General features: G+C 58.5%; 9 protein-coding genes. 8 read left to right on the plus strand and 1 reads right to left on the minus strand.

Annotation, left to right across the window (positions count from 1 at the left end; all coding sequences use genetic code 11):
- The first annotated feature begins 1 nt into the window (after nt 1).
- The 5 genes from mads6 to AC1RVY_RS26395 are packed head-to-tail and all read left to right on the plus strand — an operon-like array spanning nt 2 to nt 14,628.
- Nucleotides 2–4,177 carry a methylation-associated defense system protein kinase MAD6 gene (mads6, locus tag AC1RVY_RS26375; RefSeq protein WP_492809104.1) on the plus strand — a complete coding sequence of 1,392 codons (4,176 nt, stop codon included), beginning with the start codon at nt 2–4 and terminating at the stop codon, nt 4,175–4,177.
- Nucleotides 4,177–5,850 carry a methylation-associated defense system protein MAD7 gene (gene mads7, locus AC1RVY_RS26380; RefSeq protein ID WP_492809106.1) on the plus strand — a complete coding sequence of 558 codons (1,674 nt, stop codon included), beginning with the start codon at nt 4,177–4,179 and terminating at the stop codon, nt 5,848–5,850. The genes mads6 and mads7 overlap by 1 nt, the downstream gene beginning before the upstream one ends.
- Nucleotides 5,847–11,423 carry a methylation-associated defense system ATP-binding protein MAD8 gene (gene mads8 / locus AC1RVY_RS26385; protein WP_492809108.1) on the plus strand — a complete coding sequence of 1,859 codons (5,577 nt, stop codon included), beginning with the start codon at nt 5,847–5,849 and terminating at the stop codon, nt 11,421–11,423. The genes mads7 and mads8 overlap by 4 nt, the downstream gene beginning before the upstream one ends.
- Nucleotides 11,424–11,467: 44 nt before the next feature.
- A complete protein-coding gene (locus AC1RVY_RS26390) occupies nt 11,468–12,922 on the plus strand; it encodes a hypothetical protein (protein ID WP_492809109.1) in 1,455 nt (484 codons plus the stop codon).
- 8 nt (nt 12,923–12,930) lie between these two features.
- Complete coding sequence (locus tag AC1RVY_RS26395; RefSeq protein WP_492809110.1) at nt 12,931–14,628, plus strand: hypothetical protein; 1,698 nt, start codon at nt 12,931–12,933, stop codon at nt 14,626–14,628.
- 191 nt (nt 14,629–14,819) lie between these two features.
- Here the strand turns inward: AC1RVY_RS26395 and AC1RVY_RS26400 are convergent, their stop codons facing one another.
- Nucleotides 14,820–15,044 carry a hypothetical protein gene (locus tag AC1RVY_RS26400; RefSeq protein ID WP_492809118.1) on the minus strand — a complete coding sequence of 75 codons (225 nt, stop codon included), beginning with the start codon at nt 15,042–15,044 and terminating at the stop codon, nt 14,820–14,822.
- On the opposite strand from AC1RVY_RS26400, the gene AC1RVY_RS26405 reads away from it, so the two are divergent.
- From AC1RVY_RS26405 to AC1RVY_RS26415, 3 genes are all read left to right on the plus strand, one after another.
- Entirely contained in the window at nt 14,940–15,452 is a 513-nt protein-coding gene (locus AC1RVY_RS26405) for a tyrosine-type recombinase/integrase (protein WP_492809116.1), read from the plus strand. The genes AC1RVY_RS26400 and AC1RVY_RS26405 overlap by 105 nt on opposite strands.
- Before the next feature lie 85 nt (nt 15,453–15,537).
- Nucleotides 15,538–15,888, plus strand: coding sequence for an IS3 family transposase (locus tag AC1RVY_RS26410; RefSeq protein ID WP_492809112.1), 351 nt, complete (start codon nt 15,538–15,540; stop codon nt 15,886–15,888).
- Between the two features lie 403 nt (nt 15,889–16,291).
- A partial coding sequence (locus AC1RVY_RS26415) for an MCP four helix bundle domain-containing protein (protein WP_492809114.1) occupies nt 16,292–16,986 on the plus strand: 695 nt, incomplete at its 3' end.

Here is a 16,986-nt window from a genome sequence, read left to right on the forward strand (position 1 = left end):
CATGGCAAAAGTGATCCCAGTAGGCCAGCCGGTCAACGATGCAGAGCGCAGCGCCATCGCTTACCTGCGGGATCGCTTGCCAGACAGTTTCGTTCTGCTTCACAACTTCGAGATCGAGCGGCAGGGCGAGCGCTTCGAGATAGACATTGCGTTGCTGACGCCGCATGCCCTGTATCTGATCGACGTGAAGGGCACACGCGGCACCATTGATGTGTACGGCAACAAGTGGTACCCGGAGGGGCGCGCGCCGTATCCGTCGCCGATGGGCAAGCTGCGCGGCCATGCGCGCACGGTGAAGGGCCTGGTGACTCAGGCCAATCCCGGTCGGAATGAACTGGACGGCATCTACGTCGATGCCGCCATCCTGCTCACCGCGCCTGATGCTCACCTGAATGACCGCGAGCAGCTGGATGCAGACCGGGTGGTGAAGCTGAAGGACGCAGAGCGCTACTTCAAGGATGCCACGCGCATCCCGGCGCGCTTCTCCAAAAACATCCTGCAGCAGCAGAGCTTGATCCTGCGTGCCTTGAAGGTGGTGAAGCCAGCTTCCGCCGTGCAGCGCTTTGGGCACTGGCAGGTGAAAGAAAAGCTCGGGGCTGCGGAGGCCTACACCGAGTTCCGTGCCGAGAACGCGTTCGCAGGTGGTACGGCCCGCCTGCGGGTGTACCAGGCGGACCCCTACCAACCTGAAGATGTGCGCAAGGCGCAGGTCAACCGCATCGCCAATGCCTACCGGGCGCTGTCCAAGCTGCCGTTGCATCCCAACATCGTGGCGGCGCGGGACTTCTTCCCGACCGATGACGATAAGTCCTTCATCCTGATCCTGGAGGATGCACCAGGCCAAGCGCTGACCGTGCACATGGCTCGGCCGCAGTTGGCGCTGACGCTGGACCAGAAGTGGCGCGTGGCGAAAGACCTGTTAGCGGCCTTGGCCCATGCCCACCATCACGGTGTGGTGCATCGCAACCTGACTCCGGGCGCGATATTGATTGGCCAGGACGGCACCACACGCATCACCGATTTCGATTTCGCCAAGCCCGGTGTGGACCGCAGCCTGACGATTGCGGCGGACATTGTTGATCTGGTGGAGAAAGCCTATGTGGCACCCGAAGCGTTCAGGGAGCCGGGTGCCGCATCGAGCGCATCAGACATCTTCTCGGCAGGGGTCATCATCTACGAACTCTTCACCGGAGAGCGCCCCTTCGCGGGTGAGCCCACCACAGTATGGGACCGGGTCGGCGAGTTCCTCAACAAGCCCTCGGCACTACGGCCGGAGCTGAACGAGGCCTTTGATGCTTGGCTGCAGAGCCTGTGCGCTTTTGATGAGCACCAGCGGCTGACGGCATCGGCCGCGCTGGCCGCTTTGAATACCTTGCTGCAACCTGCGGCGCAAGCAGCCACCCAAGCAGCAGATGCACCGAAGCCTGAGGTCTTCGAGGTCGATGATGCCCAGACCGACTACCTGAACTTGGCGGCAGGTCATCGCCTGACCCACAAGTTCATCGTGGAGAAGAAGCTCGGGCGCGGCAGCTTCGGTGTGGTCTACAAGGTGATCGACACCTTGGGCGACGTGGCGCGCACGGTGAAGCTCATCGTCAGTGACCGGCACTCGACCTTGGAGCGCCTGAAGAAGGAGTACCGCCACCTGGTGCACATCCCTGAGCACCCTCACGTGGTGCGTGTGCTGGATGCGGATGTGATCCCAGGGCGTGACATCCCTTTCCTGGTGTTTGAGTACGTGGAAGGGGCCGATGTCGGCGACATGATTCACGATCGCCTCCTGTCCCCTGAGGATGCACTGGAGCTGGGCAAGCAGGTGATCGAGGGTCTGGTGCATCTGCATGCGCAGGGTTTCCATCACTGCGACATCAAGCCGCGCAACCTCTTGTGGACCCAGAAGGGCGCCAAGATCATCGACTTCAATGTGTCGGTGCGGGCCGATGACAAGGAGTCGCGCGGCGGGGGATCGCGTCGCTATTTGCCGCCGGACTTTGATCCTGAGGTCATTCCGCACAACGGCGAGCGCGCAGACCGCGATCTGTATGCGCTGGGCCTGACTTTGTACGAGGCATTGACCACCCGCTACCCGTGGGACACCACAGAGCCGCCCGTCAACAAGCCTGCGCCGGACCCGCGTGAACTGTCGGGCTTTGCCGATTTGGCACCGGAGCTGGTGAACGTGGTACTCAAGGCCATTGCGCCGCGCAGGGCAGAGCGTTTCCACACGGCTGTCGATTTCCGCGATGCACTGGAAGAAATTCGCCATGCGCGTCGAGTGCAGACGGTCAGTCTGGCGGCCATGGTGACCGCTGTGGGTAGCGGGCAGCCCGCCTTGGCTGAATCGACACCCAACACCAACGCGTTCGTATCACACCTGCTGACGCTCTACAGCCAGAGCCGCCGCAGCAATGCGGGTACGCGGGGCATGGACGCGCTTGGGTTCTCCGCCTATGTGGACACCGCGCTGGACCGCGCCTTGTTGCCTGCTGTGCTGCTGGGGGAGTTCCGGCTTGTGCTGATGTCTGGCAACGCTGGTGATGGCAAGACTGCTTTCTTGCAACGTCTGGAGAAAGAGGTCGAAGCACGTAGTGGTTCCGTCAATCGTGGCTTGGCAAACGGCAGCGAGCTGAGCTTGGATGGCAAGCGCTACCTGATCAACTACGACGGTAGCCAAGACGAGGGTAACAAGGACAACAACCAGGTGTTGCTGGACTTTCTGGCCCCGTTCAAGGGTAACGATGCAGCATCCTGGAGTCCCCAAGAGACACGACTGATTGCGATCAACGAAGGTCGCTTGGTGGACTTCCTCGCTGCGCATGAACGAGATTTCCCGGCACTCGCTGCCCTAGTTCGGCGCGCATTTGCCACGGGGGAAGCGGAGTCTGGCGTGGCGGTGGTGAATCTGAATCTGCGCAGCGTTGTGGCCGATGACGCCAGCAATGCTGAGGGCGGGTCGATTCTGGAGCGCACGCTGCGAAGCATCGTCCGCCCGGAGAACTGGGCTGCTTGCGAGCAGTGTGACCTGAAAGACAGTTGCTACGCCTTGCACAACGCGCGCAGCTTCCAGGATGAGATCGCCGGGCCGCGTTTGTTGGAGCGCCTCAAGACGCTTTACACGATGGCGCACTTGCGCGGGCGCTTGCACATCACGATGCGCGACCTGCGTTCAGCGCTGTCGTTCATGCTGATTGGTAACCGCGACTGTCGCGAGATTCATGCGCTCTACGCCTCAGGCAAACACGATGACGTGGCGCGCAGCTTCTACTTCAACAGCTGGATGGGTAGCGGGCAAACCACCTCGGACCGGCTGCTGACGCTACTGAGCGATCTGGATGTTGGCAAGCAGGAGGACCCCGGCTTCGACCGAGGCCTGGATTTTGTTCAACCGGATGACCGCGCCCTGTTCCGCTTCGAGCGCCGAGGGCAGTTTGACTTCGAGGTGTTGAAGCGCCTGTTCGGCGACCTGCCGCGTGGCGTTTCTGACTCGTCCGTCCGCCACCGGGCGCGGAAGCATCGCGAGTATGTAGCCATGGCACGCCGCAAGCATTTCTTTGAGCGGCGTGACGCCAGCTGGGAAAAGATGCTGCCCTATCGCTCCGCCAAGCGCATGGTGGAGATCGTTCGAGGCGAAATGCCCATCGATGAACTCACGAGCGAAATCCTGCATGCCATCAACCGAGGCGAGGGGCTGCAGCGCCCGGAGCGCCTTGGAGCCAGCCTGGCCTTGCAGTTGCGTCAGGTCGAACACGGTACGGTTCGGAGCTACCGGCTCTTCCCCTTGGAGGGCTTTGGGCTGCAGGTACAAGACTTTGCAGCCAAGGCTCGCTTCGTTGAACACCTGCCGACCGGTCTGCTGCTGAAGTACCAAGGCCAAGGCGCAGGTGCCATCAGCAGCGAGCTGATCATCAACCTCGACGTGTTCGAGATGCTGGTGCGCCTGAACGAAGGCTATCGGCCTAGCGTTGAAGAGATGCAGGGTTTCTACCTCTGCCTTGGCGTGTTCAAGAACAGTCTCAACGCTCAGCCTTACCGCGAAATCCTGCTGACCACCACGGGGCATGACTTCTACCGCTTGGCCCGCCATGACGATGGTCGGGTGGAGATGCGTTTGCTGCTCGGGCCAGTGACGGGCGCTCGCCAAGAAGAAGCCGCAGAGAGCGGCGCCAGGGGAAACTGATGGCATTACAGAAAAAGGACAGGGAATTCCGACTCCCGAAAATCAGCTATCTCGACTTCAAGACCATCGAGATGGACCGGGTGCTCACGGGCTTGTTCGAGCGGCTGGAGCATGGGGGCTATCCGAGCGTTTTCCGCGACAAGCGCGAGCTGACCGTGGACAAGTTCGTTGATGACATCCTGGATGCCAGCGACAAGTTCTTGGGCTTCACCCAGCACCGAGACATGGTAGAGCGCTGGGTGGAAACCCACCTGATGGACATCGTGAACCGAGGCAAGAAAAACGCCGCCGTGGCAGGGCCGCGACCGCTACATGGCTATACCTATCGCTTTCGCAACCCGAAGCACTCGCGTGACTACGGGGCTGCACAGCATCTTTATCAAATGCTGTACCACGCAAGAAATAGGTCCGGCCACAATGCCATTGAGCATCTAAAGGACTTCTTCTTCGACGGCTTCGACAAGTTCACACGTGAGCTGAACGACAAGGCCCTGACAGACATCGAGACAGCGACGCTGCTGCACTTTCTGTCGCAGAGGAAGGACACAGCGGATACGCGCGCAGGTGGAGATCGGTTCGCGCCCGTGTGCATTGGTTCGGCCGATCTGATGGCAGAGGATATCCAGCGACTTCTGCTGTATAAAAATTACATGCCGCGCTCGGTGATGGTGGAGTACCTGAAGGTGCTGTTGTCGTTTCACCTGGCGCTATATCACCTTCGCTTGCTGAAGCTGCTGCCTGCCTGGCAGAAGTTGGAGGGAGCCAACTCGCTGTGCGCTGAATCGGCATGCCCCATGAAACCCCGCGAGCAACGCGAGCCTCAGGGTGACTGCCCCTACAAGCTTGGCCTGTTCGTTGATCTATCAGGGAGCCCAGAGTCTCCTACCGCAGCGCTGGCAGAGCGCAGCGCAGATGGCTACTACCGGCGCATTCCTAGCTTTGTGCGAGCGTACTTCGTCGCCAAGAAGCTTGACGAGTTTTCTGAGCACCTCCATCGGAGAGGGAAGCTGATCCGGCCCTTGAATTCCGTGTTCTCGGTCGGCGAACTCTACGGTCTGCAAGGTGAACCATTCGCGGAAGAGCGAGACAAGTTCTTTGGTGAGCGACTAGCCGGCCTGCTGGAATCCCTGTCTGAGGGTGATGCGGGCCTTGACGCAGAGGTCGAGGCCATCACAAAGATGGGACTCTCGGACTTCGAGACCTACATCGAGATTCTGGTAGCTCTGCGTGGTGCCTTCCATCGGAAGTACATCATCGAGTCGTTGGACGCGACGATGTTGAAGAACAAGTCGGGGGCGCTGCTTGCGCAGACCCGCGCGCGGAACGCACCTCGGCGATTTGCGCTGGAGAGCCGCCTGCTAGAAGTGTTGCTGCAGATCGCGGTGTTGCGCCCCGGTGGGGAGCAAGGCTACTTCACCGGCGAGATGCGGATCGACGACTTGCTGTCGTTCTTGCGCGAACGCTATGGGCTGTACATCGATCAACTACCGCCCGGTGAGGGGTTCAGCGCTCTGACCATCGACGAACGGAAGGCCCTGCGCAGCAATGTGCAGGCATTTACCGGACGCCTGCGCGAGATTGGCTTCTATCGAGATTTGTCTGATGCCTACGTGACCCAGACCGTGGTGCCGCGCTACACGATTGCAGAACGAAACGAAGGAGCGCGCGCATGAGTCAGGGACTGCGTGAACTCACCAATCAAGAGCTGAACGCCGCGCTGGAATCGGTCCTGCTTCCAAAGCTATCCCAGTTGCTTGCCGCTCGCGAGCTTGGGCATTGCATGCGGGTCACCGATTTGGATCGGGAGCTGATGATTCGCTTGGCTGGCGGCCTGCGGGCTGCCGTGCCGTCAGCGAACATCGTGGTACTGGCGGACGAAGGCTTGCGAGCGATGGCTCCGGACATGGCTGTCAGCAGTACCAAGCTGGTTGAGCTGCGGAATCCGCTACCGAACGATGAGCTTCGCCCCCCGTTGCTGGTCTTCGTGCCGAATGACCTGCGTGCTTCAGCGGAAGATTCCTTTGGCGTCGCGACGTTCGAAGAGGTCTCGATCGATGGCGCGTATGCGGAGCTGAATGAGCAGCTGCTGGCTCAAGTTCCTGCCAATTTGCGGATGGCCGTAGAGGCCTGCTTGAGCGAGTTGCGGCGGCGTGACAGCCGGTGGAGGTACGCTGATGACGCTGCTGTCGCTCGTTACCTGCTCACCTGCCAGATCAATGAGTTTGATCCGGATGCGATGGGGGCAGCGCTCTTTGAGCTTGCTCTGGTGCCGGACTTTGAGTTGTTCCAACAGTCCGAGCGCGCACCTGCGCGGGTGGCGCGCAACCGAGAGTGCGTTGAGCGCGTGACCTGGTCTACCAAGACGGAGCGCGTTCGCGCGCTTGAGCTGGGCTTGCTGGACCCCGTGTTCTGCAAGCAGCTTGGCGAGTTCTTCTCCCGCATCGGCGTCTCCAATCCCAAGGAGTGGACGCAAGCCATCGTTCGTGACCGTGTGAATTGGCCACTTGCGTTCAACAAATGGTTGTTCGAGGACGGCGGAGTCAACCCTGACGCCATCTACATCGGCGATGTCGCACTGCCTGACTTGCCCGTGGTGAAGGATGACAACGAAGACCCCCGGTTGGCTGAGTTGATCGGCCACAAGGTGCTTCCCATCTCAAAAACCGGTCTCAAGAAGTTCAGTGTCTCTTTCCGTGTTGACCCTGTGCCGTCCAAGGTCGAAGGGTTGTCGCGGTTTGTGGCAGAAGTTGTATCGCGCGACAACGGTCCGACAGGCCTTCGTAGGCGTAAAGCCGCATGGACCAAAGGAACCGACTCCGGCGCGATTGCTTTTTCGTCGATTGGCAAGATTGACTGGGAGGAGGGCTGGCACTACGTGCGGGTGTATGCAGAGACCGAGGACGGTGATCGCATCCCTCTCGCGGACGGAGAAGGCAATCCAATCCGGTTCAACACTGATACAGCGGAGACGCACGCCAGCCCCAACGAAAGTGACCTCTTTTACGTGGTCACCGACGAAGAGGTGGAGGTAGAACCACCACAGCGTGCGGTCCCGCGTGAGGCGAGCTTGATGCATGCGTTGCTGCGTGCACGTTTTGCGGCGGTGACTCAGGATCGTGATCCTGGAACCGTTACTGTGACCGGCTGCGGCTGGGTGGAGCGCGGTAGCAAGGCCGTGGCCAGCGGCGAAACCTTGGAGATTCGCCTGGGCAAGGAGGGTAAGGCGAACGTCTTGGTGTCCAGCCTTTTGGCGAACCTGGAGCGGGCGTTTCTTGAAGACCCAGAAGGTCTGAACCGCTTGAGACTTTCGATCAGCGCTTCGGGTGTTGCCACCCGATCTACGACGTCATTCAAGTGGCCAGTCTCGGACGAGGTGACTCGATTCCGAGAGGCTCGGCAGTCGTTCTTCGCCGCAGTGCTCAAGGGAGACCAACGGCTGATCATGCAGGCCAGCGATCTTCTGTCCCTTCAGGAGCCGGCTCAGAACTACGCCTCCGCCTACTTGGCTTGGATCGACACAGCACTTGCACGTGCCAGCTCCACAGAGACGGCCGTTGCGCGGCAAGCGATGGATGAGCTTCGCTACGCGCTCACCATAGATTCAGTGGCCCTCGTGCTGGAAGACTACCAAGGCAGGCGACGAGATGCTGTGCTGTTGGGGCCAACGCATCCGTTGCGTGCCAACTGGCATGTTGCATGGAGCCATCTCGGCCAGGCCTGGATGGAGCAGAGCCGAGCTAGCAACAAAGAGTTTGTGATCCCGACACGTGACGCAGTGATCAAGCAGCTTGCGCCAGCGGCATTTCCGCCGGTTGTTCCCTTCGGTGAGGAGCTGGGGCGGACAGCGCTGGCTGTGGACAACATCAACCCGTTCTGGTCCTTGTACGCGGCGACCGATGAGAAGGACCCTCGTGGCCTGATCGGGGAGGTTTGTGCTGCCTTGGGCTTGCCAGAGCCAGCCATAGGCGGGGCAACGATCGATAGTGCTTATCTTGCCGCGCGCGTGCAGCGTTATCTGGTTCAGCACCCGTATGTGGAGACGCTGACGATCAACGCATTCAACGCGGGGCGCGCAGGCGCAATGGCCGAGGTGCTGCTGGCACTCCAGCGACATCCTGACTTCGCCGATCTACGTTACGACATCCGGCTTTTCGTGCTTGATCCTGCAGCCCCTTCGACCGGGGAAGCGTTGCTGGGACTCTTGTCGCCAGACTCGGGAACGAGCGCCAAGGAGGCAGACGCTTTTTCGACGCCGACCAACAGTCATTTGCACCCCAAGCTGCGACTGGCCATTCGTGCGATCAAGGAATTCCGTGAGGATCCGGATTTGCATGCGGCGCACCTGTCCTTCTTGTTTGACTTGTTCCCTGCTGAGGAAATTCGAGCAGTTGATGTTCAGGACAGTGACGACTCTTCGTTTGTCCATGGTCTGGTTCAGCCCTTCGAAGTGGACTATCTGGAAGACGAGCAGTCCATCACTTGGCTGCGGCGTCCGCTTCATGGCGCGGCGCAGCCGCTGGAGGGAGCAGAGGCGCTATCCGACCTCATGGGTGGCGTTTCCCGTGCTGTCTCGGTCGCAGTGGCGACAGTTGCTCGCAGTCAATACCTGCCGCATGCGCGCCCTGTTGTTGCGCTGAGCCTGTCCGCAGATGAGCGTGCCATGCTCCATCAGGTTCATGAGGTCAGTGATTGGGTGCTTACGATTGATCGGAACTTGGGGATCGAGTTCTTCGACCATCGTCGGCATGCCACACGGCCAGACTATCTGATCGACCACTCGCCCGACATGGCGAGCGCGATGAGCCATCGATTGGCGATTACCTCGCGGTCCGTTGCTGAGCTGGAGTCTTTGCTGATTCCCATATTGGGTGAGTACGGATTGCCCAATACGGGCCGACATGCCTTGGTGATGCTGGATCAGCTTCGATCGTTGTCCGGCCGGCTGGCTTTGAAGCTACTGTCCTCTTCGTCCCAGCGCGCTGAGGCGATGGGCTTGGCGCTCTCGCGTTTGTTCCTCGAACATCAAGGCGTTTTCCAGAACCAGGTCGTCGTGCCGTTGGACGCGCACTTGGAGTTGTACAAGGCGTTAAAGCAAAGCGCTGAGGAAATGGGCGATGAAGTCAGCTTCCGTCGAACTGACCTTGCCCTGTTCGACCTCGACCCAGCAAGCCGTGTGGTGACATGTCGGTTGGTCGAAGTGAAGTGCTATAGCCAAGTGGGTGACGTTGCTGCCTACGCGCAGTTGAAGGCCTCCATCGCCGATCAGATCGCTCAATCCGAGCACGTCTTGGCCTATCACTTCAACCCCAGGATGGCTGACGTAGATCGGCCTGACCGCCCCATCAAGAATCGCGATCTTGCTGCACTGCTGGGCTTTTACCTAGACCGCTCCGAACGCTATGGCGTGGTCTTGCCAGAAGCCGCCGAAGAGGCGCACTACTTCCTGCGACGCCTTGATGAGCGGCCTTACACCCTGCAGTTCACACGAAGTGCCGTGGTGTTTGACTTCAGCAAGCCAGGTACTGAGCCCGCCGAGCATGAAAACGGCATCGAGTTCTATCGGATCGGTAGTAATTTGATCCGGCAGTTGGTGGAGTCGGCAGTGACTGACACCGAAACGGTGGCTAGCGTCCAGTACGCGCGCTCTGCCGACACAGCGCGAGAGGTCACGCAAGAACTGCTTCGTCGCAGGGAGTTGGCGCCAGCCGTTCCTACCTTTGAAACGGCTGCGTTCCTCAGCCCGTCACGGGATCGAACACTCGCGTGGGACGACAGTCCGAGGGTCAACTACACGCAGCATGAGGTGGTTTCCAGCGTGCCCGTGAGGGAGCCGGAACCCGCCGCCTTGGTGCAGGTGGCTCCTCTGCCAGTTGGAACCGTGCAGGCTGCAAGCACTGACAAGCCACCGTTGCCAGTAGACGAGCCGGGTATTAATGCGACTGCGGAACAGGCGCCTGCATCGGTTCTTGTTGCGGGGGAGGCGGCTCCCCAGAGTGCGTCCGTTAAACGGTCGCAGACTCAAGATGGCGAGGCACCCGATAGCCGCGTGGCTTACGACATCATGCTCGGTGCCACGGGAGCAACACCGCAGTACGGCCTGATTGGCGAAGTGTCCGGGCGCAAGGTGGCACTTGATCTCAATCAGACCCACACCATCAGCCTGTTCGGTGTTCAGGGCGGCGGCAAGAGCTACACCTTGGGCAGCGTGGCAGAGATGGCTTCGCTTCAGATCCCTGGTATCAACTGCCTTCCCGAGCCGCTGTCCACGGTGATCTTCCACTACAGCCCGACGATGGACTACAAGCCCGAGTTCACGTCAATGGTAGGTGCGAACACGGTGGAAGATCAGATTCGTGCGCTGAAGGAGGTGTATGGCGCGGAGCCGAAGGCGCTCGCGGATGTCTTGCTTCTCGTACCAGCCGACAAGATCGAAGACCGTCAGGCCGAGTACCCCGATATCGAAGTGCGGCCTTTGCAGTTCTCGGCTTCAGAGCTGAAGGCTTCGCACTGGAAATTCTTGATGGGCGCCGTAGGCAATCAAGCCACGTACATTCGTCAGATCATGCGCATCATGAAGGCGATGCGCGACGACATCACCCTTGAGGGCTTGCGTGCAGGTATCGATGCATCGTCGGTTCCTGATCACCTCAAGGAGCTGGCTAGGATGCGCCTCGACCTGGCCGCTGAGTACATCAACGACGGAACCTCGCTCACTGAGGTGGTGAGACCAGGCCGACTGATCATCGTGGACCTGCGAGACGAATTCATCGAGAAGGACGAAGCACTCGGACTGTTCGTGGTGCTCTTGCAGTTGTTCGCTGATGCGCGGATCGATGGGCGCCGTTTCAACAAGCTGGTGGTGTTCGATGAGGCCCACAAATACATCGAGAGCCCTGACCTAGTTGCCGGACTCATTGAAGTCGTCCGTGAGATGCGGCACAAGGGCGTCAGCATCATGGTCGCAAGTCAAGACCCACCATCTGTGCCCGTCAGCCTGATCGAGCTGTCCAGCCAGATCATCATGCACAAGTTCAACTCGCCCGCTTGGTTGAGGCATATCCAGAAAGCTAACGCCGCACTCGGCAACCTGACGCCAGAGCGCATGGCCCTGCTGAAAGCCGGAGAGGCTTACGTTTGGTCAAGCAAGGCGACGGACGAGTCGTTTTCCAAGGGGGCCGTCAAGCTTCGGTGCAGGCCCAGGGTTACACAGCATGGAGGTGCGACCAAGGTTGCAGTGGAGAGCTGAATACAGATCGAATCCGTAGATTAGTGGCAGGCAAGAGGCAAGTCATGACAGAACAGAGCCAAACATCAGACGAAATACCCGATTTCCAGGATGCACTCAGCGCACCGGACTTGGCATCCTTGCAGGCTGTACTTCGCAAGCAGATGGCGTCTCAGCGAATCCAAGCGGTGATCAAGGGCGAGGGGTTAGCTGCGATCTCCAACCGAATACAAGTGTTTGCGCAACAAGACTCCTCGGTCGAATTGCTAGCCAGTGCCGCCCTCGCGCGGCTGGCTGCGGTGGCGCGTAATCGTGAGAAGGAGGTCTTTGACCTACTGCCATCACTGTTTACCGTCGTCCCACAATCCATAGAGACCTTGTCCAATGGTGATGACAAGGCTTATGCCGCTGCGTCGCTCAAGCATTGCAATGGCCATTGGGTCATGGAGTATTGTCTTCATGAGGCGCTCATCATCGATACGGCAGAGGAGGCACGACGCGAACTGCTCGCCTGTGGTCTCAGCGAAGCAGGAACTCTCTCAAGCTTTCTGCGTCAGCTAGAGCTCAACAGCGAAAGCATTCGACAGATCCCTTCGGCGGAGTCTCGACTGAAGAGATCGAGGCGAGTTCTATTGGCCGTACTTGACGTGCTTACGACCTGGAAGGGTGAGCTTGGCCATGAGCCAGGAACCGCGCTTGGAGACTGCTTCGCAGCGCTCGTTCGACACGATGCCGTCGACGCTGATGCGGGAGTTTTGGCAGACGTTGTCGATGCAGCGCTAAGAATTCTGTCACGCATGATTGAGCGACGGTTTTCCTGCGCCTTTGACTCGACCTCATACTCGGTGGTTGAGCGCGCGCAAGAAGCCATTCGTACGGGGTGGCATGACTTTCTGAGCCGCTCAGGGGCGATCGCGGGATTGCGAGAGGATCTACTTGAAACGGCGCTTGTGTTGGTCCGACAGAATCGCTCTGACTCCAGGATCGTTGAAGCTATCGTCTTGGCATTTGGATCTAGGCCACAGACTGCAGTGGCATTGAAGCGGCGACTGGTCGATGCACAGGATTCCGACCCTGAAGTCAGGGCGTGGTGGGAGTCAGCCGGAGCGCTAGAGCAGAGTCAGCGGGTTGTTGATCACAAGTTTGGCAACAATGAAGACCAGCAAATCGGTTCGCTTCTCATTGAAGTCGAGAGCAACAAGGAGCCGATGGAGAAGGTCAGTCGAGCTGTCGTACCACTCCTGGAGATATCTGACCCAGTACTTGCTTCTACAGTCAGGAGTGCAACTGCGGGGTACACCGAGATTGCGCAGACTGCCAGGCGCCTCGCTCGAATGCGCAAACTGACAAAGACCGACCTAAAAGGTGAACGTCTTGAGTACAACCCACTAGAGCATGAGATGTTAGGAGGGCATCAACCAGGCGTGAGGCGCATTCGAGTAGTGCGAGATGGTATTCGGAAGGATTTCGGGGGTAAGGTAAAGACACTTGTAAAACCTTGGGTTCAGCCAGACGAATAAGGATCAGCGTGGACACCGTTAAAGCCAGCATTTTGATTACCAATCTCATCGAGAGATTGGTTACCGACTCGAACGGCTCGATGAGCCTTCCGGGATTGCTCACGACCAACGAGCTGAAGGCACTTCAGTTTGCGATTTCGAAGCTCGGCAGCGAAGGCGCAGTGACGAGCACCGCGCCCACTGTGAATCCACCTGTATCGCCACCTGCTGCAGTCCCTGCTGGCACCACTGTAGAGGTTGCAGCCAAGCCTGTGCGACCCATTTCTCTTGACACGTCCGTCCTGAAGATGCCGAAGGTGAGCGATATGCGGCTTTGCCTGGACTTCGGAACGGCCATGTCCAAGGCGACGCTGGTCCTGGATGGCAGTGAGGAGCAGATATGTGTTCTCGAGTTGGGAAAACCAGGTGACCAAGAAGAAGTCAGCATTGTGATGCTGATCTCGTCGGTTTACATCGACAACGCCGGTCACATTTGGTTCGGTAAGAACGCGGTAGATCGGTCGCTGATCGAAGGTGGAGACGGTTCGCGGCAGCGGCTTGACAACATCAAACGCAGGCTCTCAGAAGATGGGTTTGATGATGCTGTGGGTGCTCCGATATTTGCTCCGCAAGGAGTTCAAGTCACATACGGTCAGATGATTCTGGCCTACCTCATGTTTCTGACTTGGGCCACTAGTCGGGCACTGGAGTCCGCAGGCTACCAGCGAAACGTACAACGACGCTTTGCGATGCCATGCTTTCCAAGCAACAAGTCTCGAGACGTTTCACACGAGCTGCGGCGAATGTTGGGCGAGGCGCAGGTTCTTGCGGATACCTTCTCTGCGTCCATGACCAGTGGTATCCCAGTGGCAGACTTCGTTGCGGCGGTCAGAAGCCTGAAAGCCACCAAAGCTGACTACCCGTTCATAGCCGAGGACATTACCGAACCGCTGGGCGTCGCGGGTGCCCTGCTGAGCTGGCGCAACAGGGTCGATATGCTCGTCATGGTTATTGACGTAGGGGCCGGCACAAGTGACATGAGCCTCTATCGCATTCTTGTGGACCCCCAGAAGGGCTTGAACACTGCCCAAGAAGTTGCAAATAGCGCGCGCGGGATCACGGAGGCGGGTAACTTCTTGGACCGAGTCTTGATCGAGTTCATTCTGAAGAAAGCCGGTGTGAAGTCCGACGCGGATGGCGCGGTGGCCGCTCGCAGCAAACTGGAGTTGAGTATTCGTGACTACAAGGAAACACTCTTCAATGAGAAGTTCCTTTTCATCGCGCTTGCGAAAGGGTTGGATGTTGAAATCGAGTTGGATGAATTCTTATCTGTAGACGCTGTCAAAGGTTTTGGAGCTACGCTGAGAGCTACGATGGCAGAGATCATGGAGGCTGTGGACTACAGCTTCGTTGAGTGGATACTTTCCAACCCGTCGAGATACCTGACCGTCGCATTAACGGGTGGTGGGGCGGCATTGCCCATGGTCCAAGACCTGGCAAAGGGAAACATTTTGGTGAGTGGACAACAGGTTCCCGTCCAACCAGCGTTGCCCTTTCCGACCTGGCTCAAGACAGACCACGCTGAGCTAGAAGACGACTTTCCTCGCATAGCTGTGTCACTGGGTGGCGCCAGAAAGATATTGATTAAGCGTGGCAATGGAGCGTCAGTGACCGCAGGTTTAACTTCAGCTCCCAAGCTAGAGGGTTACTACCAGAGGGGGGGATGATTTAGCGGCAAAGCTGCGGCGTGCTTTGTAGCCTTGGCTTTGTGCGCCAGAGTGCCAACGATCTTTGGCGTGCATACTTTCTCTTAGCTGCCCATCGTCCTCAAACTGGGCTTTTTTCAAGCCGTTTCGCTATGACTCCTTCTTCCGCCCAGGTTCCCCGTGCTGACGGTACAGTTGACGGTATTAGAAATTCATCTCAGCTTCAGAGCCTTGATTTCATTAGAAGGCCTTGGCGCTATTGACAATTGAGTGGGAGTGAATTTATCCAGAATCGCCTGCTGACCGAAATCCAGGCCGAAGACCTGCGGATCTTGTGCAACAAGCTCAAGGAGCGAGGGGCGCGGGCCACCGCGGTGCAGATCCGGGACATCTTGAAGCAGGTCTACGTCTACGCGACAGGCGCTCGACATCTTCATCACGCTGCACGCCTGCACGCAGGTTCAAGGTTCGGCTTTCCTTCTCGCTACCATCCGGATCGGTGCATGTCCAATGCGACCTTGAATCGGATCACGCAGCTCATCGTGGAGGGCGCCAAGGTCAAAGGTCTACCGCTGCAGTCGTTCACCGTCCACGACCTGCGCCGCATCGGCTCAACGCTACTGAACGAGATCGGCTTCAAACTCGACTGGATCGAGAAATGCTTGGCGCACGAGGAGGGGCGTTCCTCGCGTTCGATCTACAACAAGACCGAATGCGCCGAGCAGCGGCGCCACATGCTGCAAGAGTGGGCGCATTTGGTCGATGCCTGGGGCGATGGACAGACCTACGTGCAGAAGCTGATACCGAAGAACGTGGTCGTGCCGGCGTTGAGCGCGATTGCGTAGGAGGGCCGCATCATGGCTTGCTTTGGATCGGTCTTTGCCGGGTCGCGTTAGGTTTATTTTTCGAGAAAGGCGGCCAGTCTTCGAGATGGTTTCCAGCAAGCTTGAGGCCGCGCTCTCGCGGACCAATTGCGTCGCCGGCCTGATCGTGCATTCTGACCAAGGGTGGCACTACAAGATGCAGCCCTACCGAGCGATGCTCGTGCGACACGGAGTCGAGCAAAGCATGAGCCGCAAGGGCAACTGCTTCGACAACGCGGCGATTGAAAGACTCTTCGGCACCCTGAAAGCCGAGTACTTGCATCTCGAACGGCCCGATAGCATTCATACGCTCGAAGCGGGCGTGCATGATTACGTCCACTACTACAACCACGAGCGCATCAAGCTCCGGCTGCAGGGGCTCAGTCCAGTGGAATACCGCTTGAGAAGCACCGCCTGATCGGCGGAATCGCGACCATCCAACTTCTGGGGGATCAGTTCAAACCCGGGGGCGATTCAGTCCAGCCGACACGGTGCTTTGCTGTCGCTGGTGGGCAGCGCCTGCCATCGAACGAGCGGTTTTGAGCGCACCAATCTACTTATCTCGACCCGCCGTAGACCGTCACTGACCTCTGAAAGTCAATTCCGCGCTTTCGACGGTACTTCGCCCAAAGTGACCGAAATGGTGTTTTCGAAAAATTTACCAAAAAAATCATCTTTATCATTACAATTGGCCATCTATCCACATGACATTAACCCACGTCCATGAAATCACCGTCAATTTCGTCCTTTTTCCTGTCACGAGATAGGGCTGAGCAGCATTTCATCGGCATCACGGCATGCTCCGACTGGGGAGATGCCAAATGAGCAATCTGAAAATTTCTACCCGCTTAGCCGGTCTTCTGGCAGTGTTGTGTTGTCTGGTCTTGCTGGTTGGAGGCAGCGGCCTTATGGGTATGAGCCACTCGAATACCGGACTCAAGTCGGTTTACGACGACCGGGTGGTCCCTCTCAAGCAGCTCAAGATCGTGGCGGACATGTATGCCGTCAACGTGGTGGATGCCGCCCACAAGGTGCGGGATGGGGGCATGACACCTGCCCAGGGCCTGCAATCAGTGAGTGAGGCTCGCAAAGCGATCAATACAAACTGGAGTGCCTATCTGGCTACACAGCTGGCACCCGAAGAGGTCAAGCTCGTGGATCAGTTCAGGCCCTTACAGGCGAATGCAGACAAAGCGACAGAGGTGCTGCAAGGGCTGTTCCGAGCTAGCGACATTCCTGGCATCACAGCTTTTGCTGCCAAGGATATGTATCCCGCGATGGATCCTTTGCAGGATGTGCTGAGCGGGCTCATACAAGTGCAACTCGACGAGGCCAAGAAAGAATACGATAGTGCTGCTGCAAGCTACCAGACCATCTGGGTGGTGACCACGAGTGCAGTAGTGCTTGGGTTACTGCTGGCGCTGCTGGTCGGCGGCTCGATGATCCGGCAGATATCGCGCGCCCTGGGCAATGCGGTGCAGATCACCGATTCGGTGGCGCGGGGCGACCTGACGGT

Source organism: Acidovorax sp. GW821-FHT11A03, assembly GCF_058809075.1.

Excerpts from the sequence above, each read along its gene's own strand:
- mads6 (WP_492809104.1), top strand. The coding sequence starts at position 2 with ATGGCAAAAGTGATCCCAGTAGGCCAGCCGGTCAACGATGCAGAGCGC.
- mads7 (WP_492809106.1), top strand. The coding sequence starts at position 4,177 with ATGGCATTACAGAAAAAGGACAGGGAATTCCGACTCCCGAAAATCAGC.
- mads8 (WP_492809108.1), top strand. The coding sequence starts at position 5,847 with ATGAGTCAGGGACTGCGTGAACTCACCAATCAAGAGCTGAACGCCGCG.
- AC1RVY_RS26390 (WP_492809109.1), top strand. The coding sequence starts at position 11,468 with ATGACAGAACAGAGCCAAACATCAGACGAAATACCCGATTTCCAGGAT.
- AC1RVY_RS26400 (WP_492809118.1), bottom strand. The coding sequence starts at position 15,044 with ATGAAGATGTCGAGCGCCTGTCGCGTAGACGTAGACCTGCTTCAAGAT.
- AC1RVY_RS26410 (WP_492809112.1), top strand. The coding sequence starts at position 15,538 with ATGGTTTCCAGCAAGCTTGAGGCCGCGCTCTCGCGGACCAATTGCGTC.